Consider the following 25,318-nt stretch of genomic DNA (forward strand, 5'->3'; position numbering starts at 1 on the left):
ACGCAAATCAAAAACAGAAAACCGGCCTTTGGGGCCGGTTTTCTTTTCTCATTTCAGAGCATGATCCAATCAGAATGAAAGGCGCTCCGAACGCGATCACTTCTTCATGGCGTCGGTGATCTTCGCGGTCCACGCGCCTTCCGGCTTCTTGGTGATGACCGGATCGGAACCGCCGCCGAGCAGGGTTTCCACCGTGCGGTCGGCAGCTGCCACGTCGAGAGTGCCATCGGAACCATCGACCAGCTTGCCGATTTCCTTGACCATACGCTCCTGCACTTCCTTGGTCTGCGCGCCGGAGGCATCATTGTCGAGCACGATATCGGCGGCTTCCCCCGGGTTTTCGGAGGCATATTTCCAGCCCTTCATCGAGGCGCGGACAAAGCGGGCCAGCTTGTCGACCATCGCCGGATCGTCGAGGCTCTTTTCCAGCACGTAAAGCCCGTCTTCCAGTGTCGCGACACCCTGTTCTTCATAAGGGAAGACGACAAGCTGATCGGCTGGAATGCCCGCATCGATCACCTGCCAGTATTCATTATAGGTCATGGTGGAAATGCAGTCGGCCTGCTTCTGGATCAGCGGGTCGACATTGAAGCCCTGCTTCAGCACGGTCACGCCGTCCTTGCCGCCCTCGGTCGGGATTTTCAGATGGCTCATCCACGACAGGAATGGATATTCATTCCCGCCAAACCAGACGCCAAGGGTGCGGCCCCGAAAATCTTCCGGCTTGGTGATGTTGGTGTCCTTGCGGCAGGTCAGCATCATGCCGGACTTCTTGAAGGGCTGGGCGATGTTGACGAGCGGGACGCCTTTTTCGCGGGTCGCAAGCGCCGAAGGCATCCAGTCGACCACGACATCTGCGCCGCCACCGGCAATCACCTGCGGCGGAGCGACGTCCGGCCCGCCCGGCTTGATATCGACGTCGAGATTTTCTTCCTCGTAGAAGCCCTTGTCCTTGGCCACATAGTAGCCGGCGAACTGCCCCTGCGTCACCCATTTGAGCTGCAAGGTCAGCTTGTCGGCAGCCATTGCCGAACTGCTCATAAGAGCGAGCGCCAGCCCCGCAGTCCCAAGGCATAAAGAAATTGCCTTTTTCATTTCCGTTCTCCTCTGGTTCTTTTTATCAGGCGTATTCCGAAAACCGGTTTCCACTTTTCTGAATGCGCTTTGGTCTGCCTTATGTTTGCAGATGCCAAATATTCGGGCCTAGGTCCTCCTGTATGAAGGGTGCCAGAATGTCAGTCTGCGCTCGATCAGCGCGATCAGCCCGTAAGAGAGCGAACCGGCAAGCGCGGCTACGAAGATTTCCGCCCAGACCATGTCTACATTCATGCGCCCGATTTCCGCCGAGATGCGGAAGCCCATGCCGACGATCGGCGTGCCGAAAAATTCCGCCACGATCGCGCCGATCAGCGCCAGGGTGGAATTGATCTTGAGAGCGTTGAATATGAAGGGCATGGCCGCTGGCAGGCGCAGCTTGAACAATGTCTGCCAGTAGCTGGAGCCGTAGGTTTCCATCATGTCCCGTTCCATCGCCCCGGCACTGGCAAGGCCCGCGACCGTATTCACCAGCATCGGGAAAAAGGTCATGATGATGACGACCGCTGCCTTTGACTGCCAGTCGAAACCGAACCACATCACCATGATCGGTGCGACACCAACGATGGGAAGCGCTGCGGCCAGATTGCCGAGCGGCAGCAGCCCCTTGCGCAGGAACGGAATCCGGTCCGCGATGATGGCGGTGATGAAACCAAGGCCGCACCCCGCGGCATAGCCGATGATGACGGCCTTGAGGAAAGTCTGCCTGAAATCCGCCCAGAGGATCGGTACGGACGCGGCGATGCGCGCCCAGATAGCCGAAGGTGCAGGCAGGAGAACCTGCGGGATGGCGAAGAGCCGGACCGTTACTTCCCAGAGCAGCAGCATCGCGATGCCGAACAGCGCCGGCACGGCGATATCCAGCATCTTCTGGCCTACGGGATTGCGGGTCTTCAGGCTTGCCACCCAACCCACGAGCAGCCAGGAACCGGCAATGAGCGCCATGACGGAAAGAATGCCTGTCATCATGCTGCCGCCCTTTCCGGCTTCGCGCCCATGCGCCGGTTCACGAGCTGCGCTGCGATGCCGATCAGCGCAACCAGCACGGCGGCCATCAGGGCAGCGGCAACGAGGGCAGCCCATATCTGCACGGTCTGGCCGTAATAAGAACCTGCAAGCAGCCGCGCACCCAGTCCCGCAACCGCTCCGGTCGGCAACTCACCCACGATGGCGCCGACGAGGCTGATGGCGACCGCGATCTGCATCGACGTGAAAAGAAACGGCATGGCCGCAGGCCAGCGCAGCTTCCAGAACACCTGCGATCTCGATGCATTATAGGTGCGCATAAGGTCGAGATGCATCACGTCGGGCGATCTCAGCCCCTTCACCATGCCGACAGCTACCGGAAAGAAGGAGAGATAGGTCGAGATGATCGCCTTGGGCAGCAGGCCCGATATGCCGACTGCATTCAGCACCACGATGATCATTGGCGCGATGGCGAGGATCGGGATCGTCTGTGAGGTGATGATCCACGGCATCAGGCTCTTGTCGAGCGTGCGGGAATGGACAATGCCGACAGCAAGGAGGACGCCTAGCGCCGACCCCAGCACGAAACCCAGCAAGGTGGAGGATAATGTCACCCATCCGTGATAGACGAGGCTGCGCTTGGAGCTGGGCTTGACCCCGAAGACGGTCTTCCAGATTTCCTCGGCCACCTGATGCGGCGCGGGCAGGACCGGTCGCTCCTGATGCATCGTATTGGCGACGAGCGTTGAGAAGGTGATTTCCGTCCCCGCACGGGTAGCCTGATCCCGTTCGAACGGCGCATTGAGCACAATCGCCAGCCCATACCAGAGCGCAATGATGACGGCGAGTATGGTCGTCACCGGAATGAATCTGTCGCGCAGAAAACCTTTCATGGGCGATCTCCGGCACAATGCGGTTGAGGCGCGCGCTCACTCATGAATATGCCCCAGACGCAGACCTTCACGGACCCGGTGGGCAATTTTAAGGAATGCTTCCGATTCCCTGATTTCCAGCGGCCTGTCGGGGCCAAGGTCGCAATCGATGATTTCATGTATTCGCCCCGGGCGCGGGCTCATGACGACGATCTTCGTGGAAAGAAACACCGCTTCCGGAATCGAGTGCGTGACGAAAATCACGGTCTTGCGCGTCGCGGCCCATAGCTTGAGAAGCTGTTCGTTGAGGTGATCGCGCACGATTTCGTCGAGCGCGCCGAAAGGCTCGTCCATCAGCAGCATGTCGGGATCGAAGGAGAGGGCGCGTGCGATCGATGCGCGCTGTTGCATGCCGCCGGAAAGCTGCCACGGATATTTCTTGCCGAAGCCCGAGAGATTGACGAGCGCGAGGTTCTTTTCGATCCGCTCGCGCCTTTCGGTCCTGGAGAAGCCCATGATCTCCAGCGGCAGGCTGATATTGTCTTCGATGGTGCGCCACGGAAACAGGGCAGCCGCCTGAAACACATAGCCATAGGACCGGGCGAGGCGGGCCTGTTCCGGTGTTTTCCCGTTCACGGTGACGGAGCCGGAGGTCGGCCGTTCGAGATCGGCGACGACACGCATCAACGTCGTCTTGCCGCATCCCGAAGGACCGATGAAGGAAACGAACTCGCCGCGCCTGACGGCGAGATCGATATTCGACAGCGCATGGACCGGCCCGTCATTCGTCTCGAAAACGAGCGACAGGTCTTTGATATCGATCACGGTCTGCGCATTTGCCTCGCCCCCCTTCGGGGCCATGCTGTCATTCAAACTCATGCGCGGTTCCCGAAGCTGGACGATGGCCATGTGTCAGACCCCTATCGGCATATGTTCGGCGCTGCGTTCCACCTTGCGCGGCGCAACGATTTCCTTCCATTGCGACAGCGCCCGATTGACGGCGCCATTCGGCTCGCGCTCGATGAAGCGTCCGTCGCCGGGTTCCGCCGTGACGTTACCCTTGTCGAAAGCAACCCGCCCGCGGGAAAGCGTCATCTTCGGCAGGCCCTTGAGCTCAAAGCCCTCGAACACGTTGTAATCGATGGAGGAATGCTGGGTCTTTGCGGAAACCTTCCTGGTGGCCTCCGGGTCCCAGATGACAAGATCGGCATCCGCACCCGGCAGAACGGCGCCTTTCTGCGGATAGATGTTCAAGATCTTGGCGATGTTGGTCGATGTGACAGCCACGAATTCGTTTGGCGTCAGGCGCCCGGTGCGCACGCCGCGCGACCACAGCACCGGCATGCGTTCTTCCAGCCCACCCGTTCCGTTTGGAATCTTGGTGAAATTGCCGATGCCGTAGCGCTTCTGCTCGGTGGTGAAAGCGCAATGGTCAGTCGCAACGCATTGCAGGCTTCCTGCCGCAAGGCCAGCCCAAAGACTGTCCTGATTGACCTTGTCACGGAACGGTGGAGACATGACCCGGCGGGCCGCATAGTCCCAGTCCCGGTTGTGATATTCGCTTTCATCGAGCGTCAGATGCTGGATCAGGGGCTCGCCGAAAACGCGCATTCCCTTCTGGCGCGCACGGCGGATCGCCTCATGGCTTTGTTCGCAGGACACATGCACGACATAGAGCGGCACGCCTGCCTGATCGGCAATCATGATGGCGCGGTTGGTGGCTTCGCCTTCGACTTCCGGCGGGCGGGAATAGGCATGCGCTTCCGGCCCGTCATTGCCTTCGGCCATCAGCTTCGCCTGCAATTGTGCGACGATATCGCCGTTTTCGGCATGGACGAGCGGCATGGCGCCAAGTTCCGCGCAGCGCTGGAAAGAAGCGAACATCTCGTCATCGTTCACCATCAGCGCGCCCTTGTAGGCCATGAAATGCTTGAAGGTGTTGATGCCGCGCTTCACCACTTCGGCCATTTCGTTGAAGGTTCGCTCGTTCCAGCCGGTGATGGCCATGTGGAACGAATAGTCGGTGCGCGCCTTGCCCGCTTTCTGGAACCATTCCTGCAACGCTTCCAGAAGATTGCCCTCGGAGCCGGGCAGGACGAAATCGACCACCATCGTGGTGCCGCCCGCAAGCGCGGCTGCGGTGCCGGTATCGAAATCGTCGGAGGAATAGGTGCCCATGAAGGGCATCTGCAAATGGGTGTGCGGGTCGATGCCGCCGGGCATGATATAGCAGCCGGATGCATCGATCACTTCATCGCCGGAGAGATTGTCGCCGACGGCAACGATCTTCTCGCCTTCGATGAGAACATCGGCTTTAAAGGTGCGGTCAGCCGTGATGACGGTTCCGCCTTTGATGACCTTTGCCATTGTTCGTCGTTCCCCTTTTGGTTTTGTTGCGAACAGTAGCAGTATCGGAGAAGCCCGAAATCAACTCACAATTTCAGCGGTCTCCAATACTGCATGCAGAAGCACGTCGGTTCCCGCCGACGCCCATTCTTTCGAAATGTCCTCGTCCTCGTTATGGCTGAGGCCATCGACGCAGGGGCACATGACCATGGCGGTCGGTGCCACGCGATTGACCCAGCAGGCATCATGGCCTGCGCCCGAAACGATATTGCGGTGGCTGTAGCCAAGCCGTTCCGCCGCATTGCGGATAGCCTCCACGCAGCCATTGTCGAATGTCACGGGGTCGAAATGCCCCGCCACTTCGATCTCGATGCCGATGCCCAGTTCCGCCGCGATCTTCGGCGCTTCCTTTTCAAAACGCGCTTTCATGTCGTCCAGCACGGCCTGGTTGGGCGAGCGGAAATCGACGGTGAAAACGATCTGGCCGGGGAGCACATTGCGCGAATTGGGCGATACGTCGATATGGCCGACACCCCCCACCGCGTCCGGCTGGTGCGACATGGCGATCTCGTTGACGAGTTGCAGCATCCGCCCAAGGCCGAGGCTTGCATTCTTGCGCATCTTCATCGGCGTGGAGCCGGTATGCGCTTCCTTGCCCGTCAACGTCACTTGCAGCCACCACAGCCCCTGGCCATGGGTGACGACGCCGATATCCTTGTGTTCGGCTTCGAGGATCGGCCCCTGTTCGATATGAAGCTCGAACATCGCATGGATCTTGCGGCTGCCGACCGGTTCATCGCCTTTCCAGCCGATGCGCTCCAGCTCATCGCCGAATTTCTTGCCCTGGGCGTCGGTGCGCTGGTAGGCCCACTCCTGTTCGTGCACGCCGGCAAACACACCGGACGAGAGCATGGCGGGCGCAAAGCGCGTGCCTTCCTCATTCGTCCAGTTGACGACGACGATGGGTCGTTTCGTCTTGATGTTCATATCGTTGAGCGTGCGCATGACTTCGAGCCCGCCGAGTACGCCCAGCACGCCGTCGAACTTGCCGCCCGTCGGCTGTGTGTCCAGATGGCTGCCCATATAAACGGGATCGGCATCGGCATCTTCGCCGGGACGCATGAAGAACATGTTCCCCATCGTGTCGACGCCCATCGAAAGCCCGGATTTTTCGCACCAGCTCTGAAACAGCTTGCGGCCTTCGCCATCCTCATCGGTCAGGGTCTGGCGATTGTTGCCACCGCGCACACCGGGACCGATCCGGGCCATGTCCATCAGACTGTCCCAAAGGCGATCGCCATTGACTCTAAGATTGCTGGTGAGCACCATGCGCTCTGCCTCCGCATTATGTATGGGCGTTCAAATCCGGGCCATTATATTTCTGGCCCACATTCACCCGCCAATATATGTTCCCGTGACCCGGCTCTTTGGCCACAATATTCTTGCCTTGCGCAAAAACTTGACTAGTTGGTCAAATTGCAGGCTAGAAGAGCCTTTGAACATGGTCAAGCGCTTTTGAAAAATTCTATGCTGCTGAAAGGTGTCAAATGGCCACAGCTCCTTCAGACTCACGCACCGAGGCGGTCGAAAACGACAGGACGTCGAACGACAGGTCGGAAGGCGCGACGCGCATTCAGGGCATAAATCGCAGGCTTATCCTTGATGCAGCGCTGGAGGTTTTTTCTGCTTACGGCTTTCGCGGCTCGACGGTCGACCAGATCGCCGAGAAGGCGGGAATGTCGAAACCAAACCTGCTTTATTATTTCCCGCGCAAGCAGAATATTTATGTAACCGTGCTGGAAGACACGCTGGCGAGCTGGCTGGAGCCTTTCGAGCACATCGACCCTGACGGCGATCCGCTGGAAGAATTGCGGCGTTACATCCGGCTGAAGCTCGAAATGTCGGCGAAGAAACCGGAGGCTTCGCGCCTCTTTGCCAATGAGATATTGCACGGCGCACCGGCGATTTCCGATTTTCTGAAGGGGCATCTGAAGCAACTGGTCGATGAAAAGGCGGCGGTCATCCACCGATGGATTGCGGAAAAGCGCCTGGCTCCGGTGGACCCGTACCATCTGATTTTCACCATATGGGCGGTAACGCAGCACTATTCGGATTTTTCCGTTCAGGTCGCAGCGGTTCTCGGACGCCGTTCGGAAGAAGCCGGATTTTACGACGAAACAGCCCGGGCGGTGAGTGCCATCATTCTTGACGGCATTCGCCCGCGAGACGAAAGTCCGCCCTCATGAAGACGATTCGAATTTCAGCAGCCATCGTCCGCGATGAGGCGGGCCGTTTCCTTCTCGTACGCAAGCGCGGCAGCGAGATTTTCTTCCAGCCCGGCGGCAAGATCGACGCAGGCGAGCAACCTGAAATCGCGCTCATCCGCGAGATCGAGGAAGAGCTTGGCATTCTCATTGACGAGAGCCAGTTGCGTTATGCTGCAAAAATGGCAGCGCCTGCCGCCAATGAGGCCGACGCGACGGTCGAGGCGGAACTGTTTCACCTCACTTTGAAAGACGGTCAGGTTCCGGTTGCCTCAAGCGAGATCGAGGAGCTTCTGTGGAACCCGCCGGGCGACACGACGCGCCCGGTCGCCCTGTTGTCGCAGAGCATCCAGGCGCGCTTCGCCACGGATTACTGAACCGCTCGCGGCTCCACCCGGTTTCCGTCGCCATCGAAAAGGTGGAGGTGCTGAGCCGGAAAGCTCACCTGAATTGAGCCCTGCATGTGCAGCGCATCGCGGTCCAGCGTGAAAATCTTGAACGGCAATCCATGCAGGCCGAGATGCAGGATGATGCCGAAACCGGTCGGCTCCACCAGATCGACATCGGCAGGAAGGCCCGCGGACTTCTCGATATGGACATGCTCGGGACGAATGCCAAGCGTCGCTTTGGCGCCGTCCCTGAGGTTCAAGGGCTGCGGCAATGCGATGAGCGTGCCGTCCTTGAGTTTCAGACGCGGGTCGCCATCCTGTTCGAGATAGGTCACATCGAGAAAGTTCATGGCCGGTGAGCCGATGAAGCCCGCCACGAAAAGATTGGCCGGACGGTCGTAAAGCTCCAGCGGCGAGCCAACCTGCTGCACCACACCACCATGCATAGCCACGATGCGGTCGGCCAGTGTCATGGCTTCGATCTGGTCATGTGTCACATAGATCGACGTGGCTTTCAGTTCACCGTGCAGCTTCTTGATTTCAGCGCGCATCTGCTCGCGCAGTCTCGCATCGAGATTGGAGAGCGGCTCGTCGAAGAGGAAGGCCTTGGGCTGGCGCACGATGGCGCGGCCCATGGCGACACGCTGACGCTGGCCACCGGAAAGCGCCTTCGGACGGCGTTCCAGCAAAGGCTCAAGGCCGAGCTTGGCGGCGGTCGACTGGATGGCGCTCGCGATCTTCTCCTTTGGCGTTTTACGCAGCCGCATGCTGTAGCTCATATTGTCGGCCACACTCATATGCGGATAGAGCGCATAGGACTGGAACACCATCGCGATGTCGCGATCCTTGGGGGCCAGTTCATTGACGCGCTTGCCGCTGATCTGCACCTGACCCGAGGTGATGTCTTCAAGCCCGGCGATCATGCGCAGAAGCGTGGACTTGCCGCAGCCGGACGGGCCGACCAGCACGATGAATTCGCCATCTTTGATCTCAAGGTCGACACCATGCAGAACTGCATGTTCGCCATAGCTTTTGCGGACCGACTGAATATCGATGGAAGCCATAGGGAAAAATCCTTTCAGCCTTTTACCGCGCCAGCCGTGAGGCCCTGCACGAGATACCGTTGAATGAGGAAGAAGAAGACGCAGGCCGGGATGAGCGCTAGCACGCCCGCTGCCATCATCTGTCCGAAATCGACCGAGAACTTTGAGACGAAGCTCAACAGCCCAACCGGGAAGGTGGCTGAATCATTGCCGGAAATCAGCATCAGCGCGAAGAGAAGCTCGCTCCACGCAGCGGTGAAGACAAAGCCGAGCGTCGCGGCAATGCCGGGCAGGGTCAGCGGCAGGATGATCTGGCGGAAGGCCATGAACTGCGTTGCGCCATCGATCTTCGCGGCTTCTTCCAGATCCTTCGGAATGCCATCGAAAAACGACTGCATCAGGAAGGTGGCGAAGGGCACGTTGAAGGCCGAGTAGACGATGACGAGGCCGAGCAGGCTGTTGGTAAGGCCGAGCGGCGCCATGATCTTGTAGATCGGCGCAATCAGCATCACGAGCGGAAACATCTGCGTCAGCAGCATCAGCGCCACGATCCAGTATTTGGCGCGGAAGTTGAACCGCGACAGCGCATAGCCGGAAAGCGATGCCAGCAGCGTGACGATGATGGCGGTCGATCCGGACACGATCAGGCTGTTGCAGAAGAACAGCGGAAACGAACTGTTGTTCAATACATGGCTGAAGTGGTCGAAGGTCATGCGCGATGGCCAGAGCCGCACGCCCTCGCTGTAAAGCAGATCATTGGGCGTGACGGATACCTTCACCAGCCAGAAGATCGGAAACAGTGCAAACAGGACGAACAGGAGAATGGCAATGCGATGCGCGCCGGCAAGGTAGATTTTACGGTTGGGCATGGCTCAATCCTTGTTCAGAAGCGTCTGGCGCAACAGCACGATGAGCATCGAATAGACCATCAGCAGGACAAGCAGGACCATCGCGATGGCCGAGGCGTAACCGAAATCGAGCCGCTTGAAGGCCTGCGTGAAGATGTAGCTTGCAACGATCTGCGTCCGGTCGGCAGGGCCGCCGCCCGTCATCACGACGATCAGGTCGGCGCTGTTGGCGATCCAGACGGTGCGCAGCAGAATGGTGATGGCCATGGTCGGCGCGAGGTAAGGAAGCGTGATCGACAGAAAACGCTGCACGGGGCCTGCGCCATCGATCGCCGCCGCTTCATAAAGATCGCGCGGGATGGCCTGCAAGGCGGCCAGCATGGTGATGGCGAAGAACGGAATGCCCCACCACACACCTGCGGTGATGATGCCCCACATGGCAAGATTGGGATCGGACAGGATATTGTTTGGCGCGCTCAGTATGCCGATTGCATGCAGCCAGTGCGGCAGCGGGCCGATCACCGGATTGAACAGCCAGGCCCAGTTGAGACCGGTGAGAAATGTCGGCACGGCCCATGGCAGGAAGATCAGCGCCTGTGCCAGCCCACGCCCCGCAAACGGCTTGTCGAGCAGCAGGGCCAGAATAAGTCCGAACACGAATTGCAGCAGAACGGAGCAGCCGGTCCACCAGAGCGTATTCTTCAGGGAACGATAGAACGCCTGATCGGTCGCAAGTTCACGGAAATGATCAAGCCCCACGAAGCCGCCCGAAAACGGGTTGAGCAACTGAATGTCGCGAAAGGCATAGGAGACGCCGAGGATCAGCGGAACCAGCATGATGGCGCCGATGAGGATGAGCGCAGGGGCGCTGTAGAGATAAGGTTCGGAGGCGTGCGCAAGCCGCTGCAAAAAGCTGCGCTGGTCCTGCCTTGGCACTTCGTTGCGCACCGGGGCCTTTATGGAAGCGGTGTCGGTCATCATTTTTCCCTTCGCGGGGATTGCATGAAGAGGATGAGCAGGCGCGAAAACTCCGCGCCTGCCAACCGTTCGTGGTGCTATTGCTTGGCGAGGTGCTTCTGCTGCGCCTTGGTCAGATATTCTGCCCACTGGTCGGCCAGCTGGTCCGGCGTGATGTCGCCGAGAAGCGCTTCCTGCGAGGTCTTGATGACGAGCGAATCCTTGAAGAAGGCAAATTCTTCCAGATAGGTCGGCATCATGGTTGGAACGACGTTCTTGTCGGCCAGTTCATCGAACCAGCCCTTGAACTGCTCGCCGCTATAGAACGGATCGTTCTGCGCCGATTTGAGAACCGGCAACGCGCCGGTCCGCTTGTTCCACTCGATGTTGCCTTCCGGGCCTTCGAGCATCGAGATCAGTTTCCAGGAAAGATCCTTGTTCTTGCTCGCGCTCATCATCGACCAGCCGGCGAAGCCGATGGTCGGGAAGGTCTTGCCATCCGGGCCCTTCGGCATGATGGCGACGCCGAAATCTTCCGGCTTCATGCGTTCGGCAATGGCGATCAGCGCATCCGGGTCCTGATTGAGGAAGGCGCAGGTGCCGCTGTAGAAACCGGCCACGGTTTCATTGAAGCCCCAGTTGACGCTGTCCTTCGGTGCAAGGCCGTTCTTGTAGAGATCGACCATCCAGGTGATGCCCTTTTTCCAGCCTTCGCTGTTCATGGTCGAGGTGCCGTCTTCATTGAAGAACTTGTTGTTGCCCGCCATGGAAGCGGCAAAGATCACCCAGCCATTCAGCCCACCGGGACCACCGCGCATGCAATAGCCGGATTTGCCGGGAAGGGCGGCGATCTTCTTGGACGCTTCGACAAATTCATCCAGCGTCTTCGGCGGTTCGGATACGCCTGCCTCGCTCAGCAGCTTCTTGTTGTAGAACATCGCGTTCAGATAGAAGCCGTAAGGCAGCGTATAGGCTGTGTTGTTGACGCTGCGGCCAAGCTCAAGCGCGCGCTCGGTCAGGTCGGATGTGGTTTCCCATTTTTCGAGATAAGGCTCGAGATTCTCCAGCATGCCGTTATTGCCATAGAGCGAAACCCAGGTGTCCGGCATTTCCATGACGTCCGGGATTTCGCCCGCCGAAACCATGGTGGCGAATTTCTGGAAGGATTCGCCCCATGGCAGCGAAATGATTTCCACCTTGGTGCCCGGATTGGCCGCCTCGAACTTGGCGACGATGGATTCAAGCGTCTTGGTGCGCTCGGGGCTGGTGATGACTTCAACAAGCTTCAAGGTCGTATCGGCAAGCGCCGTACCGCTCAAAAGCATGGTTGCGAATGCGGCTGCTATTAGTTTTTTCATTGCAGTTCCCCTTATTGCTCCTCACTGTTTTATTCATACGGCCGATGCTGCGAGCGCTCCTTCAATATCCCGCCACAGCGCTTCCGTTCCTTCCAGTCCGACATGCAGGCGCACGGAGCGCGGGTCGATGCCGAACGTATGCGCCGAATTGGGCTGCGCCTTCTGCTGCAGCACGACTTCGCCCGGCACGATCAGGCTTTCATGTCCACCCCAGCTCACGCCGAGCTTGAACAGATCGAGATGATTGCAGAATTCGCGAATGTTCACGCCTTCGCGGAAGATGACCGAGAACAGGCCGGAGGTGCCATGCAGGCCCGCAGGCAAGCGGTTGGCAAGGGCGGGATGGCACACGGTTTCAACCACATCCAGCGCCTGAAGCCGCTTTGCGATTTCCAGCGCCGATGCCTCATGCGCCTTCATGCGCGTCGGCAAGGTGCGCATGCCACGCACCAGAAGCCAGGCATCAAAGGGCGAAAGCTTGCCGCCGAGATATGGATAGGTTTCCGCGCGGATCGCGTTGATAAGCACTTTCGAGCCGGTCACGACGCCGGCCACGACATCGCTATGGCCGCCAAGATATTTCGATGCCGAATGCACGACGAGATCGACGCCCAGCGACAGCGGACGCTGGAAGATCGGGCTGGCCCAGCTGTTGTCGATGATGGTCAGAACGCCATGCTGCCGGGCGATCTGGGCGAGGGCCCCGACATCATGGGCTTCCATGATCCAGCTTGTCGGGCTTTCCATGTAGAAGAGCTTTGCGCCGGGCAGGGCCTTTGCAACCGCCTCTTCGTCGCGGCCATCGACATAGTCGACCTGCACCTGCATGCGTTTCAGGATAGTGCCGAAAAGCCGGAACGCATCCGGATAGACATGGCGCACCGCAACGATGCGATCACCCGGATTGACGAAAGCCAGCACGCTTGAAGAGATCGCCGCCATACCGCTGGCAAAGCCGAGCGCATCTTCGCCGCCTTCAAGTTTTGCCAGCATTTCTTCAAATGCGCGCACGGTCGGGTTGAGGCCGCGCGTGTAGATGGGCCGAACCTTTTCGCCCCGATAGGAGGCGACCATGTCGTCATAGCTTGGGAAGGTGAAAAGCGAAGTCTGCACGATGGGCGGAACCACGGCGTCGAAAGCATTGCCTTCATCATGGGCGACTGTAAGCGCTGCGAAATCCAGCGGGTCCATCCCGTCAGTCATTTGGACATTTCCTTGATGTCTTCCTCGACAATGTCGAGGATTTTGAGTGTTTCCTGCCGCGCGGTTTCAGGGTCCTGAGCCACGATGGCGTTGAAGAGGGTGCGGTGGAACGGAAAGGTCCGCCGCGCGAAGTCTACCCGCTCGAACGGATGATCCCAGAAACGCAGGAAGGCTTCGCGCATCTGTTCGAGCAATTGCCTGAAAAGCGGGTTGTGGGTCGCGTCGTAAATGGCGAGATGGAACGCCAGATCCTCGGGTCCGGACGTGCCTTCCGCGATGTGAACGCGCTCCATCTCATCGAGATTGCGTTCGATGATGACGAGGTCCTCAGCCGTGCGTTTGCGGGCAGCGACCATGCTGGCCTCGGCTTCGATGCCACGGCGCACTTCAAGCGATTGCAGCAATGCATCGCGCAACTGCGCAGGATCGAATGAAAGCGGCATATGGATGGTTGCAGCCGAAATCGGCTTGAGCAGATAGGTGCCGCTACCCTTGCGCGCTTCGATCACCCCGAGGGCTTGAAAGTGGCGGATTGCTTCACGAATGGTGGAGCGGCCGACAGCGAGAGCGGTCATCAGTTCGCGTTCAGCGGGAAGGCGGTCTCCGGCCTGAAGATGCGCGGTCGCGATGTAATTGGCGAGCGCATCGGTTACCTGCCGGGCGCGATCCATCGGTGGTAGCGGCGCGATCTGCAACAGCCTGCGATCTTTCATTCTGCCTCCATTTTCCGGACTGCCCCCAGACAATCGCAGCGCAATCCGTCCAGACCCCGTTCCCTTTTTGGTTTTAAAATTGGTCTGACATCATAGTAATATCGGCAGGAAATTTGCAGCTGTCAAGGATGGTTTATTCGCAAGTGAATAGACTGTTCGCATGCGCATGCTTTTCCGATTGCGCTTCGGCAAGCTTGCTCCTATCAATCGCTGGAAGAGGCAGCGCATCCCAAAAAGTGCGAAGCGGTTTTTGGGTAAGATGCGGTGAAAGAGGAAGCGCATCCCAAAAAGTGCGAGCGGTTTTTGGATCACGAGGCGCTGAACAAGGAGTGCGGCGTTCGTCGCGTTGTTGAGGAGATATCCATGCATTTGAAGGCATCCGAAAAGCGAACGCTTGGCCGTACCGGCTTGACTGTGACGGCGCTTGGTCTGGGAACTGCACCTCTGGGTGGGCTTTATGCGCCCGTTTCCCGCTCTGACGCCGACGCTTTGCTGGAAGCCGGCTGGAATAGCGGCATCCGCTATTATGACAGTGCGCCGATGTATGGCTATGGCCGCAGCGAGCACATTCTCGGCGATATGCTGCGTGAAAAGAGCGAGCGCGCAGTTGTTTCGACCAAGGTGGGGCGCCTGATGGCCAATGAGCGTGCGGGCCGCACATTGCCGCCTGCGCTGCCGAAAAACCCGTTCGATTCCGGCTGGCACAATGGCCTCAATTTTCGTGAGGTCTTTGATTACAGCTATGATGGCATCATGCGGAGCTTCGATGACAGCCAGCAGCGTCTCGGCTTTCCTGAAATCGATTTGCTCTATGTCCACGATATTGGCCGTGTGACCCATGGCGACCGGCAAGAAATCCACTGGAACGCGCTTACCAAGGGCGGCGGTTTCCGCGCGCTCACCGAATTGCGCGAGGCGGGAAATATCAAGGGCTTCGGTCTTGGCGTAAACGAATGGCAGATCATTCGCGATGCGCTTGAAGAAGCCGATCTCGACTGCTCGCTTCTGGCTGGCCGTTATTCGCTGCTCGATCAGGTTTCGGAAAAGGAATTCCTGCCATTGGCGCAGAAGCGTGGCATGGCGCTGGTGATTGCCGGTGTTTTCAATTCCGGTATTCTCGCGGCACCGCGCGGCGGCGAACAGAAGTTCGACTATGCCGATGCGCCTGCCGAAATCATCGCGCGCACCAATCGCCTGCACGATATTTGCGATGAGTATCATGTGCCGCTCGCCGCCGCCGCCATGCAGTTCCCGATGAGACATGAGGCCGTCAGCTCCATTCTGATCGGTGTCCGCTCGCCGGAACAGATCAGGCAGAACGTGGTCTGGTTCGAGCAGTCGATCCCCGAGGAATTCTGGACGATGCTTCGCTCGGAAGGTCTCATTTCGTAATCATGGCATCCAGAATTCTCTGTGTCGGTGCCCTTACCATGGACACCATCTTGCGCCTCGATGCGCTTCCTCATGCGGCAGGCAAATACCTGCCGCGCGAGGCCGTCGAAATAGCAGCCGGCATGGCTTCGAGCGCAGCCGCGGCGATTGCCCGGCTTGGCGGCGATGTGGCGCTCTGGGCTTCTGCGGGGATTGATCCCGTTGGGGATCGTGCCGTCGCGGAGCTTCAAGCCGAAGGCGTCGATTGTGCCTATATCCGGCGGCTGGAAGACGCCCGCACGGCATTTTCGTCAATCCTCGTTGATGCGAGCGGCGAACGCATCATCGTGCCTTTTTATGATCGTAGGCTGGCAAGCCCGTCCGATGTGGTGCCGCCCATTGCAGCGGGGGCCTATGCCGCCGTGATGACCGATGTGCGCTGGCCATGGGCTGCTGAGACTGCGCTGCGTGCCGCGCGCGATGCCGGTATTCCGGCCATACTGGACGCGGATACCGCGCCGGTTGAATTGCTCGAAACGCTGCTGCCGCTTGCAACCCATATCGTTGCATCGGAACCCGCTGCAATCAGCGTCGCGGGCACGACGGATTTGCGTGAATGTGTCCGCATTTTAGCTGACCGCCATGATGTGTTCACAGCGGTCACCGCCGGAGCGGAAGGCTGCTATTGGAGCGAAGGCGCTGGCAAACCGGTTTCTCACCTGCCCGGTTTCAAGGTCGATGCAGTGGATACGCTGGCCGCAGGCGACGTGTTCCATGGCGCTTTTGCATGGGGTCTGGTGGAAGGCAAGCCGATGACGGACATCATTCGCTTTGCCAATGCGTCTGCGGCGATCAAATGCGCGCGCTTCGGCGGGCGGGCCGGTTCGCCGCGCCCACAGGAAGTGCTTTCCTTCATCGAAACCGGTATTGTTCCGACCCGATAAGTTGACCGTCTCCGGACCTCGCCCTCGTCCTTCGAGACGCTGTTTTCAACAGCTCCTCAGGATGAGGGAGGGAGATGTCAGCGCGCTGAACTGGCTCGCGGTTCAGGTAATTTGCTTTCTCTCCCGTTCTCCGAAAATCATGCAATTACGCACTGAACACGAATTGACTCTTTACTAACATGTTAGTATGTGCCAGCTTAAAGTTCAAATTTGGGAGGAGCCAGTCTTGGCACATAATCATTCCGGGCAGGAGCGTTTCGGTCTCTCTGCAGCGCTCACCACGCCATTCGACGCAGATGGCAAGATCGATGTCAGCCGTGCGCTGAAGCATGCCCGCGCGCGGCTCGATAATGGCTGCTCGAGCGTGACCCTGTTTGGCACCACCGGCGAAGGGTCGTCGATTGCTGATGCCGAGCGCGCCGCTCTTCTGGATGCATTTGTGGTAGGCGGTTTTCCGGCCTTCAGCATTGTCGTGGGCGTGATGGAAAACTCGGTTGCCGACGCTGTCCTCCAGGCTGGCGACGCGCTGCGCCGCGGCTGCAAGGCCATTCTTCTCGCGCCGCCTTCCTATTTCAAGAACCTCTCCGATGAAGGCCTGTTCAACTGGTTCTCGTCCGTCTTCAAAGGTTTGGGTGAAGATGCTCGCGGCATCATTCTCTACAATATCCCGTCGGTTACAGCGGTCGAGCTTTCCGTCGATCTTATCAGCCGCCTGCGTGCAGCTTTTGGTGGCATCATCATTGGCGTGAAGGATTCTTCCGGCAATTGGGCCTATACCGAAAAACTGCTTGCTGCGCATAAGGACATCGCGATCCTGATCGGCGACGAGCGTGACCTTGCAGCCGGTGTGCGTCTCGGCGGGCAGGGCGCGATTTCCGGCATGGCCAATCTGTTCCCCGACCGTCTTCTGCGCATGATCAATGACGGACAGGACGATGCCGAACTGGTGGCTGCAGTACAGCAATTGCTGAACTATCCGGTAACGCCAGCGGTCAAGGCCATGGTGGCGCGCCATACGGGTGACAAGGAATGGCGGCGTGTCCGCGCACCGCTCGTTTCACTCAATGATGCGGACTGTGATGCAATTGGTAGTGTATTCGACCGTTTGCATATGGCAAAAGCGGCCTGAAGGCGGCATAAGCCTGAAAGGATAGAGGGGGAACGGATTTGGCGGAAGATCACAACGAACCGGTAAAATTGCGGGACAAGGCTTATCAGAGCTTCACCCAGCATTTGCTGGCGCGTGATTTTCATCCGGGCCAGTTCGTTTCGCAGCGCCAGCTCGTCACCATGACGGGCTTGCCGCTCGGCGCTATCCGCGAACTGATCCCGCGCCTTGAAGCGGAAGGCCTTATCAAGACCGTGCCGCAGCGCGGGCTTCAGATCGCGCATATTGATCTCAATCTGATCCGCGAAGCGTTTCAGTTCCGCCTCTTTATCGAGAAAGAGTCGGTGGCGATTTTTTGCCAATCAGCGTCCGACGAATTGCTGCGCGCATTGCGTGCGGAACATGAGGAAACTCTGGAACGCGCGATGGCGGAAGGTGAAACACCGGAACTGGAGGCGCGGGCGCAGACTATCGACTGGAGCCTGCACGATACGATTGTCGGCTCGCTCGATAATGAAATCATCTGGCGCGCCTATCAGACCAACACGATCAAGATGCGCCTGATCAATCAGGAACGTTTCCGCATCACCGGTCGCGTCATTCCGGTCATGCAGGAGCATCTGGCCGTCCTGGCTGCAATCGAAACACGCGATCCGCAGACAGCCATGGATGCCATTGCCGTTCACATCAACAATGCACGGAAACTGGCTTTGCAGATTTAACGACCAGAGCCCGGGCAAGAGGAGTTGCCGGGCCGACGGAAATTTGGGGAGGAGCATGCAATGAATCTATTACGTCCAACACGTCGCCAGTTCCTGGCGGGCTCGGCGGCAATCGCTGCATCGGGCATGACGGGCATCAGCCCGTCTTTCGCCCAGTCGAAAGTCGACTGGAAAAAGTTTGCCGGTACCACGCTTGAAGTAAACCTCATCAAGAGCCCGCGTGGTGAAATCCTTCAGAAATACCAGAAGGAATTCGAGGAACTGACCGGCATCAAGGTGCATTCCGAACAGATGCCCGAACAGCAGCAGCGCCAGAAGGCGGTGATCGAGCTGACGTCCGGCCGCCCGAGCTTCGACGTCATCCATATCAGCTATCACGTCCAGAAGCGCCAGTTCGAAAAGGGCGGCTGGCTTGCCGACCTCAATCCATTCCTGAAAGACCCGACGCTGACGGACGCATCGCTCACGGAAGATGATTTCGCAAGTGCCGGCCTGACCTTCGCCAAGGACGCCAATGGCCGTTTCGGCGCGCTGCCATTCTCGGTCGATTACTGGATCATCTACTGGAACAAGGAACTCTTTGCCGCCAAGGGCATCGAATTTCCGAAGACCTTCGAAGAACTGGTCGCAGCCGCCGAAGCGCTCACCGATCCATCGACCAACACCTATGGTTTCGTCGCGCGTGGCATGAAGAATGCCAATGCGCCGGTCTATACCAGCCTCCTGCTCGGCTATGGCAAGCAGTCGGTTGACGCCGATGGCAACCTCCAGACGGATTCGGCTGAAGGCATCGAAGCCGCAAAGCTCTATCAGCGCCTGATGACCAAATCGGCACCTCCCGGCGTTGCGGGCTTCAACTGGGCAGAATGCCAGTCGAACTTCCTGCAGGGTCGCGTCGGCATGTGGCTCGACGGTATCGGTTTTGCCCCGCCGCTCGAAGATCCGAACAAGTCGCGCGTCGTCGGCAAGGTCGGCTATGGCGTCATGCCGGCAGGCCCGAATGCACAGGCAGCACCGACGACCGGCGACGGCATCGGCGTGACCGAAGCCTCCAAGAACAAGGAAGCCGCATATCTCTACTGCCAGTGGGCCATTTCCAAGGAAATGGGCGCTCGCCTGTTGCAGTCGGGGTCGGGCGTTCCGTTCCGCAAGTCGGTCATCGACGATGAAGCCGTGCGCAAGGGCGTCACCATGCCGGAAGGCTGGGGTGGAAGCCCTGTCGAAGTCAGCCCCGATCAGCCAGCTCTGCCTGCCGGTCATCGTGCCTGTCACGGAATTCCGCGACATCATCGGCGTGGGCCTCACCAATCTGCTGAACGGCGCCGACGCGGAAGCTGAAATGAAACGCGCGACGGAAGAATTCCGTCCGGTCCTCGCACGGAGCGAAGGAAAATGACATCTGCCGCCCCGACAGGAGCAAAAACGGGAGTTGCTGCGGCAGCTTCCCCCACCAAGACTGGCAAGAGCCGCTTGCGGCCAAGCTACTGGCCGTTTGTTCTTCCAGCCTTGATCACCGTCGGGGCGGTGATCGTCTTCCCATGGGTGTTTACGCTCTGGATGAGTACCAACCAGTGGCAGCTGGGCGGCGAGCAGAGCTTTGTCGGCTTCGACAATTATCTGCGTCTTGCCGCCGATATGCGCTTCTGGGAATCCATGTGGCATACGGTTGTCTATACGGTTCTGTCGGTCGTGGCCCCGATGGTTCTGGGCACGATCGCAGCGCTGGTCTTTGACAGCAAGCTGCCGATGCGCGGGCTCCTGCGCGGCATCTTCGTCATGCCGATGATGGCCACACCGGTTGCCGTCGCTCTGGTCTGGACGATGATGTATCACCCGCAGCTCGGCGTTCTGAACTATCTTCTGTCGCTGGTCGGCATTCCGCCCCAGGAGTGGATATTCAACCAGAACACGGTCATCCCCTCGCTGGTGGCTGTTGAAACCTGGCAGTGGACGCCGCTTGTCATGCTGATCGTGCTCGGTGGCCTTGCTTCCATGCCGCGCGATCCCTTTGAAAGCGCGGAAATCGATGGCGCCAATGGCTGGCAGAAATTCCGCTACATCACCCTCCCGATGATCCTGCCCTTCATCATGGTGGCTGTCATCATCCGCTCGATCGATGCGCTGAAAAGCTTCGACATCATCTATGCGATGACGCAGGGCGGTCCGGGCACCGCGTCGGAAACCATCAATATCTATCTCTATAATGTGGCGTTCTCCTATTACGACATAGGCTATGCATCGGCGATTGCCGTGGTGTTTTTCATTGTCATTATCGCCATGTCGCTGGTCCTCCTGGCTCTTCGTCAGCGGACCAAGTGGAACGCCTGAGGACCGACCATGGCACGCAAATCAATTCTTTCGAAGCTTGGCACGGCACTTCTGGTCTTCATCATCGTGTCGCCTGCGATCTTCTTCTTCGTCTGGATGCTGTCGCTTTCGCTGAAATATGAAATCGACAATGGCGCTTATCCGCCAATCCTGATCCCGGAGCGTTTCGCCTGGTCGAACTATACCGAGATCTTCGCCGCGAACGACTTTCTGCTCTATTTCTGGAACAGCCTTATTGTGACCGGCATGGCGACCCTGCTTGCGCTGCTGGTCGGTGTTCCGGCGGGATATGGCATTGCGCGGCTCAAGGCGCACAAATCGGCGATCGTTATCATGATTGCCCGCATGACGCCGGGTCTGTCCTACCTGATCCCGCTGTTCCTTCTGTTCCAGACGCTCGGTCTGCTCGGCACGCTCTGGCCGCAGATCATCATCCATCTGGTCGTCACCGTTCCAATCGTGATCTGGATCATGATCGGCTATTTCGAGACGACACCTATGGAACTGGAAGAAGCCGCCATTATCGACGGTGCTTCCTCGTGGCAGGTGTTCATGAAAGTCGCCCTGCCGATTGCCAAGCCCGGCATCGTGGTTTCGCTCATTCTGGCGGTGATCTTCTCGTGGAACAATTTCGTCTTCGGCATCGTGCTCGCAAGCCGCGAGACACGTACCCTGCCGGTCGCAGTTTATAACATGCTGTCCTTTGAACAGGTCAGCTGGGGTCCGCTTGCAGCCGCCGCCCTCGTGGTCACATTGCCGGTCCTGCTGCTAACCGTTTTCGCACAGCGCCAGATCGTTGCAGGTCTGACCGCAGGCGCCGTCAAATAAGAGTCGAGGTTCAAGATGGCATCTGTATCCATCCGAAATGCAATCAAGAAATATGGCAATGTCGGCGTGCTGCATGGCGTGTCAGTGGATATCCAGGACGGTGAATTCGTCGTGCTGGTCGGCCCGTCGGGCTGCGGAAAATCGACGCTTCTGCGCATGATCGCAGGGCTTGAGGAAATTAGCGACGGCGAAATCGCCATCGGTCCCCGCGTGGTCAACGACCTGCGCGCCAAGGAACGCGATATCGCCATGGTGTTCCAGAATTATGCGCTCTATCCGCATATGACGGTGGCCGACAATATGGGCTTCGCGCTCATGCTGAAGAATGCACCGAAGGAAGAACGCGACAGCCGTGTGGCGCGCGCCGCTGAAATCCTCGGCCTCAACAAGCTGCTCGACCGCTTCCCGCGCCAGCTTTCCGGCGGCCAGCGCCAGCGCGTGGCCATGGGCCGTGCGATTGTTCGTGACCCGCAAGTGTTTCTGTTCGATGAGCCGCTGTCCAATCTCGACGCCAAGCTGCGTGTGCAGATGCGCGGTGAGATCAAAGGTCTGCATCAGCGCCTGAAGACCACCACGATCTACGTGACCCACGATCAGATCGAAGCGATGACCATGGCGGACAAGATCGTCGTCATGCGCGATGGTCTGGTGGAGCAGATCGGCGCACCGCTCGATCTTTATGACCGTCCGGCCAATATGTTTGTCGCGGGCTTCATAGGGTCTCCATCGATGAACTTCGTCAACGGCAAGATCGAGGAAGGCTCGTTTGTGGCCGATGGCGGCTTCCGTATGCCGCTTCCTGAAGGCGATTATGCAAGCCTTTCGGGCAAGGCCGTTTATGGCATGCGCCCCGAGCATATGAAGATCGCCGATAAGGGCGTGCCGGTCACGGTCGAAATCGTCGAGCCGACGGGCTCGGAAATCATGGTGATGGGCAAGCTCGGCGACCAGCCGGTTACCTGCCTGTTCCGCGAGCGGCTGACGGTGCGCCCCGGCGATGTGCTGACCATTGCCATTGATCCGGCCACGAGCCATGTGTTCGAGCCGGAAAAGGGAATGCGCGTCAGCAGCTAAAAACCAAATATCAAAATGAAAACGCCGGGCTTTTGCCCGGCGTTTTGTTTTATTCCGCAGCCTCTTTCACCGCCATCGGATTGTTCGGATGAGTCGTCCAGTTGGCATATTGCGCCGGGATCGGCGCCTTGGTGCGCGGATCGAAACCGCCGATCTGCTCCATCGTGATGCAGTCCTCGACCGGGCAGACATTGACGCAAAGATTGCAGCCAACGCATTCCTCGTCGATCACCTCAAAGTGCCGCGCGCCATTGACCAGATTGGTGATCGCCTGGTGCGAGGTATCCTCGCAGGCGATATGGCAACGCCCGCATTTGATGCAGAGATCCTGATTGATCCGCGCCTTGGTGACGTAGTTGAGGTTGAGATATTGCCAGTCGCTGACGTGGCCAACGGCCATGCCGCGGAAATCATCCAGCGTCTGATAACCCTTGCTGTCCATCCAGTCGGAAAGACCGTCGATCATTTCCTGAACGACCTTGAAGCCATAGGTCATCGCCGCCGTGCAGACCTGCACCGTGCCGCAGCCGAGCGCGATGAATTCTGCCGCATCGCGCCAGGTGGTGATGCCGCCGATGCCTGAAATCGGCAGGCCGCGCGTTTCAGGATCGCGTGCGATTTCCGCCACCATGTTCAGCGCAATCGGCTTGACCGCAGGGCCGCAATAGCCGCCGTGGCTGCCGCGACCGTCAATGGACGGGACCGGCGACATGCTGTCCAGATCGACCGACACGATGGAATTGATCGTGTTGATCAGCGACACCGCATCGGTCCCCGCCGCATGGGCGCCACGGGCAGGCTTGCGAATATCGGTGATGTTCGGCGTCAGCTTGGTGATCACCGGCATCCGGCTATACTGCTTGCACCATTTGACGACCATGGCGACATATTCCGGCACCTGACCGACAGCCGCACCCATGCCGCGTTCGCTCATGCCGTGCGGACAGCCGAAGTTCAGTTCGATGCCGTCAGCGCCGGTTTCTTCCACCAGAGGCAGGATGGCCTTCCATGCCTCTTCCTCGCATGGCACCATGATCGAAGCGATCAATGCGCGGTCGGGCCAGCGCATCTTCACTTCCTTCATTTCACGCAGATTGACTTCGAGCGGCCTGTCGGTAATCAGCTCGATATTGTTAAGACCGAGCAGGCGCCGGTCGGCACCATGGATCGCGCCATAGCGCGGCCCATTGACATTGACCACCGGCGGGCCTTCCGCGCCAAGCGTCTTCCAGACCACGCCGCCCCAGCCGGCCTTGAAGGCACGCTCCACATTATAGGCTTTGTCGGTCGGCGGGGCAGAAGCCAGCCAGAAGGGATTGGGAGACTTGATGCCGAGGAAATTCGTTGAAAGATCAGCCATTTTCTATCTCCTCAGCCCTGTTCCTGGCCCAGATGAACGCCGCGGTCCCGCACAGCCGATGCCGGGGCATGGAGCGCGCCTCCTGAAAGCACTGCATCGGCAAAGCCTTCGATTGCCTGGGGGCGTTTGATCAGCGTTGCATGGATCGATTCAGCGGCGACCTTGCCATCTTCCACCGATGCGACGGTCAGGTCCTTGCCGCCTGCCACGCAATCACCGCCTGCCCATATGCCCTCGACCGACGTGCGACGTTCGTCGTCCACGCTGATCCGTCCCCTGGAAAGCCCGATGCCCGAACCCGCCAGCGGTTCCGGTTCGAACTTCTGGCCGATAGCCTTGAAGACCTGATCGGCTTCAAGAATGAGATATTCCCCGGTGCCGGAAAGCCTGCCGTCTTCGATAGCGGTATATTCAAACACCACGGCATTGACGGTGCCGTCTTCGTTCCGTTCAAGCGCGTGGGGCTGCAGCCAGTGGCGAATGACCACGCCGTGAATCTGTGCCAGTTCCTGTTCATAGGCGCTGGCATTCATGTTCTCCTGACCGCGGCGATAGACGATGGTCACGTTTTCAGCGCCGAGCTTCTTGGTCTGGATCGCTACGTCCACTGCGGTCATGCCGCCGCCGATGACCACCACGTTGCGGCCGACGGGCAGGGATGAGAGGTCTTTTGCCTGGCGCAGATTGGCGATGTAGTCGACCGCATCGATAACGTTTGGCGCGTCTTCGCCAGAAAGGCCCAGATCATTGACGCCCGGCATGCCCATTCCGAGGAAGACCGCGTCATAGCCAGCTTTCAGCGCCTCGATAGTGATGTCCTGACCGAGCGTCTGGTTATATTCGACATTGATCGCACCGATCTTGAGCACGAATTCGAGTTCGCGCTGCGCGAAATTATTGACCGTCTTGTAGGCCGCGATACCATATTCGTTGAGGCCGCCGCCTTTGGGCCGGGCTTCGAAGATGGTCACCTTATGGCCATGCATGGCAAGGCGATGGGCAGCGGAGATACCTGCCGGACCCGCGCCAACCACGGCAATGTGCTTGCCGGTTTCAGGCGCGCGCTTGAATGGATGATTGCCGGTTTCCATCAAAACGTCGGTGGCATAGCGCTGCAATTCACCGATCTTGACCGGCTTGCCTTCCGAAATTTCGCGAACGCACACTTCTTCGCAGAGCGTTTCTGTCGGGCATACGCGAGCGCACATGCCGCCCAGAATGTTTTCCGAAAGGATGGTCTTCGCTGCCCCAACCGGATTGCCCGCATTGATCTGTCGAATGAACATCGGAATATCGATGCCCGTCGGGCAGGCATTCATGCACGGAGCGTCGTAGCAGAAATAGCAGCGATCGGACTCGACCAGGGCTTCGTGCTTGGTAAGCGGTGGATGCAGATCGTCGAAAACATGCGCATAGTCGGCCTTGTCAAGCCTTGCCCCACGGATGTCAGGCCCGTTTGCGTGTCCCGGATTATCTATTGCATCAATAGGCGAATTCTCTGCTGATCTCATCGACCGCATCTCCCATTT

Annotated in this window: 23 protein-coding genes and 1 pseudogene; 10 read left to right on the top strand and 14 right to left on the bottom strand. The window is 58.8% G+C overall.

Annotation, left to right across the window (positions count from 1 at the left end):
- Nucleotides 1-96 precede the first annotated feature (96 nt).
- The 6 genes from ACOWVS_RS06700 to ACOWVS_RS06725 all read right to left on the bottom strand — a co-directional run bounded on the left by ACOWVS_RS06700 (nt 97) and on the right by ACOWVS_RS06725 (nt 6,608).
- Entirely contained in the window at nt 97-1,095 is a 999-nt protein-coding gene (locus tag ACOWVS_RS06700) for an ABC transporter substrate-binding protein (RefSeq protein WP_021586301.1), read from the bottom strand.
- A gap of 108 nt (nt 1,096-1,203) precedes the next feature.
- The gene (locus tag ACOWVS_RS06705) at nt 1,204-2,064 is read right to left on the bottom strand and encodes an ABC transporter permease (RefSeq protein WP_021586300.1); all 861 of its coding nucleotides are present in this window, start codon (nt 2,062-2,064) and stop codon (nt 1,204-1,206) included.
- A complete protein-coding gene (locus tag ACOWVS_RS06710) occupies nt 2,061-2,954 on the bottom strand; it encodes an ABC transporter permease (RefSeq protein ID WP_021586299.1) in 894 nt (297 codons plus the stop codon). The genes ACOWVS_RS06705 and ACOWVS_RS06710 overlap by 4 nt, the downstream gene beginning before the upstream one ends.
- Nucleotides 2,955-2,990: 36 nt before the next feature.
- Nucleotides 2,991-3,812, bottom strand: coding sequence for an ABC transporter ATP-binding protein (locus tag ACOWVS_RS06715; protein WP_075041788.1), 822 nt, complete (start codon nt 3,810-3,812; stop codon nt 2,991-2,993).
- A gap of 33 nt (nt 3,813-3,845) precedes the next feature.
- Nucleotides 3,846-5,300, bottom strand: a complete 1,455-nt coding sequence (gene hydA, locus ACOWVS_RS06720; protein ID WP_006465994.1) for a dihydropyrimidinase — start codon at nt 5,298-5,300, stop codon at nt 3,846-3,848.
- Between the two features lie 60 nt (nt 5,301-5,360).
- A complete protein-coding gene (locus ACOWVS_RS06725; RefSeq protein ID WP_021586297.1) occupies nt 5,361-6,608 on the bottom strand; it encodes a Zn-dependent hydrolase in 1,248 nt (415 codons plus the stop codon).
- Between the two features lie 218 nt (nt 6,609-6,826).
- Between ACOWVS_RS06725 and rutR the strand changes: the two genes are divergently transcribed.
- Nucleotides 6,827-7,525 carry an HTH-type transcriptional regulator RutR gene (gene rutR, locus ACOWVS_RS06730; protein WP_006465996.1) on the top strand — a complete coding sequence of 233 codons (699 nt, stop codon included), beginning with the start codon at nt 6,827-6,829 and terminating at the stop codon, nt 7,523-7,525.
- Nucleotides 7,522-7,920: an NUDIX hydrolase gene (locus ACOWVS_RS06735; protein WP_006465997.1), complete on the top strand. Its 399-nt coding sequence runs from the start codon at nt 7,522-7,524 to the stop codon at nt 7,918-7,920. The genes rutR and ACOWVS_RS06735 overlap by 4 nt, the downstream gene beginning before the upstream one ends.
- On the opposite strand, the gene ACOWVS_RS06740 is transcribed toward ACOWVS_RS06735, so the two are convergent.
- From ACOWVS_RS06740 to ACOWVS_RS06765, 6 genes are all read right to left on the bottom strand, one after another.
- Nucleotides 7,914-8,996 carry an ABC transporter ATP-binding protein gene (locus ACOWVS_RS06740; RefSeq protein ID WP_021586296.1) on the bottom strand — a complete coding sequence of 361 codons (1,083 nt, stop codon included), beginning with the start codon at nt 8,994-8,996 and terminating at the stop codon, nt 7,914-7,916. The genes ACOWVS_RS06735 and ACOWVS_RS06740 overlap by 7 nt on opposite strands.
- Before the next feature lie 14 nt (nt 8,997-9,010).
- Nucleotides 9,011-9,844, bottom strand: coding sequence for a carbohydrate ABC transporter permease (locus tag ACOWVS_RS06745; protein WP_021586295.1), 834 nt, complete (start codon nt 9,842-9,844; stop codon nt 9,011-9,013).
- Between the two features lie 3 nt (nt 9,845-9,847).
- Nucleotides 9,848-10,801: a carbohydrate ABC transporter permease gene (locus tag ACOWVS_RS06750; protein ID WP_021586294.1), complete on the bottom strand. Its 954-nt coding sequence runs from the start codon at nt 10,799-10,801 to the stop codon at nt 9,848-9,850.
- A gap of 77 nt (nt 10,802-10,878) precedes the next feature.
- Nucleotides 10,879-12,138, bottom strand: coding sequence for an ABC transporter substrate-binding protein (locus ACOWVS_RS06755; protein WP_021586293.1), 1,260 nt, complete (start codon nt 12,136-12,138; stop codon nt 10,879-10,881).
- Between the two features lie 33 nt (nt 12,139-12,171).
- Entirely contained in the window at nt 12,172-13,341 is a 1,170-nt protein-coding gene (locus ACOWVS_RS06760) for a PLP-dependent transferase (RefSeq protein ID WP_021586292.1), read from the bottom strand.
- Nucleotides 13,338-14,054 (bottom strand): FadR/GntR family transcriptional regulator, encoded by a 717-nt coding sequence (locus ACOWVS_RS06765; RefSeq protein ID WP_021586291.1) that lies wholly within the window; start codon nt 14,052-14,054, stop codon nt 13,338-13,340. The genes ACOWVS_RS06760 and ACOWVS_RS06765 overlap by 4 nt, the downstream gene beginning before the upstream one ends.
- A 363-nt stretch (nt 14,055-14,417) precedes the next feature.
- On the opposite strand from ACOWVS_RS06765, the gene ACOWVS_RS06770 reads away from it, so the two are divergent.
- From ACOWVS_RS06770 to ACOWVS_RS06805, 8 genes and pseudogenes are all read left to right on the top strand, one after another.
- The gene (locus ACOWVS_RS06770) at nt 14,418-15,446 is read left to right on the top strand and encodes an aldo/keto reductase (RefSeq protein WP_021586289.1); all 1,029 of its coding nucleotides are present in this window, start codon (nt 14,418-14,420) and stop codon (nt 15,444-15,446) included.
- A gap of 2 nt (nt 15,447-15,448) precedes the next feature.
- Nucleotides 15,449-16,369, top strand: coding sequence for a PfkB family carbohydrate kinase (locus ACOWVS_RS06775; RefSeq protein ID WP_021586288.1), 921 nt, complete (start codon nt 15,449-15,451; stop codon nt 16,367-16,369).
- 226 nt (nt 16,370-16,595) lie between these two features.
- On the top strand, nt 16,596-17,498 hold the full coding sequence (locus tag ACOWVS_RS06780) for a dihydrodipicolinate synthase family protein (protein ID WP_021586287.1): 903 nt from the start codon (nt 16,596-16,598) through the stop codon (nt 17,496-17,498).
- 38 nt (nt 17,499-17,536) lie between these two features.
- On the top strand, nt 17,537-18,199 hold the full coding sequence (locus ACOWVS_RS06785) for a GntR family transcriptional regulator (RefSeq protein ID WP_006466008.1): 663 nt from the start codon (nt 17,537-17,539) through the stop codon (nt 18,197-18,199).
- A gap of 60 nt (nt 18,200-18,259) precedes the next feature.
- Nucleotides 18,260-19,595 (top strand): annotated as a pseudogene (locus tag ACOWVS_RS06790) (ABC transporter substrate-binding protein).
- Nucleotides 19,592-20,527 carry a carbohydrate ABC transporter permease gene (locus ACOWVS_RS06795; protein WP_006466010.1) on the top strand — a complete coding sequence of 312 codons (936 nt, stop codon included), beginning with the start codon at nt 19,592-19,594 and terminating at the stop codon, nt 20,525-20,527. Before ACOWVS_RS06790 ends, ACOWVS_RS06795 begins: the two are co-directional and overlap by 4 nt.
- Nucleotides 20,528-20,536: 9 nt before the next feature.
- A complete protein-coding gene (locus tag ACOWVS_RS06800; protein ID WP_006466011.1) occupies nt 20,537-21,355 on the top strand; it encodes a carbohydrate ABC transporter permease in 819 nt (272 codons plus the stop codon).
- A gap of 15 nt (nt 21,356-21,370) precedes the next feature.
- Nucleotides 21,371-22,429, top strand: a complete 1,059-nt coding sequence (locus tag ACOWVS_RS06805; protein WP_021586286.1) for an ABC transporter ATP-binding protein — start codon at nt 21,371-21,373, stop codon at nt 22,427-22,429.
- Between the two features lie 49 nt (nt 22,430-22,478).
- Here the strand turns inward: ACOWVS_RS06805 and preA are convergent, their stop codons facing one another.
- On the bottom strand, nt 22,479-23,789 hold the full coding sequence (gene preA, locus ACOWVS_RS06810) for an NAD-dependent dihydropyrimidine dehydrogenase subunit PreA (RefSeq protein WP_021586285.1): 1,311 nt from the start codon (nt 23,787-23,789) through the stop codon (nt 22,479-22,481).
- 11 nt (nt 23,790-23,800) lie between these two features.
- The gene (locus ACOWVS_RS06815; RefSeq protein WP_025089718.1) at nt 23,801-25,309 is read right to left on the bottom strand and encodes an NAD(P)-dependent oxidoreductase; all 1,509 of its coding nucleotides are present in this window, start codon (nt 25,307-25,309) and stop codon (nt 23,801-23,803) included.
- Nucleotides 25,310-25,318 lie beyond the last annotated feature (9 nt).

The organism is Brucella sp. IR068, from assembly GCF_049065885.1.
Taxonomy (GTDB): Bacteria; Pseudomonadota; Alphaproteobacteria; order Rhizobiales; family Rhizobiaceae; genus Brucella; species Brucella intermedia.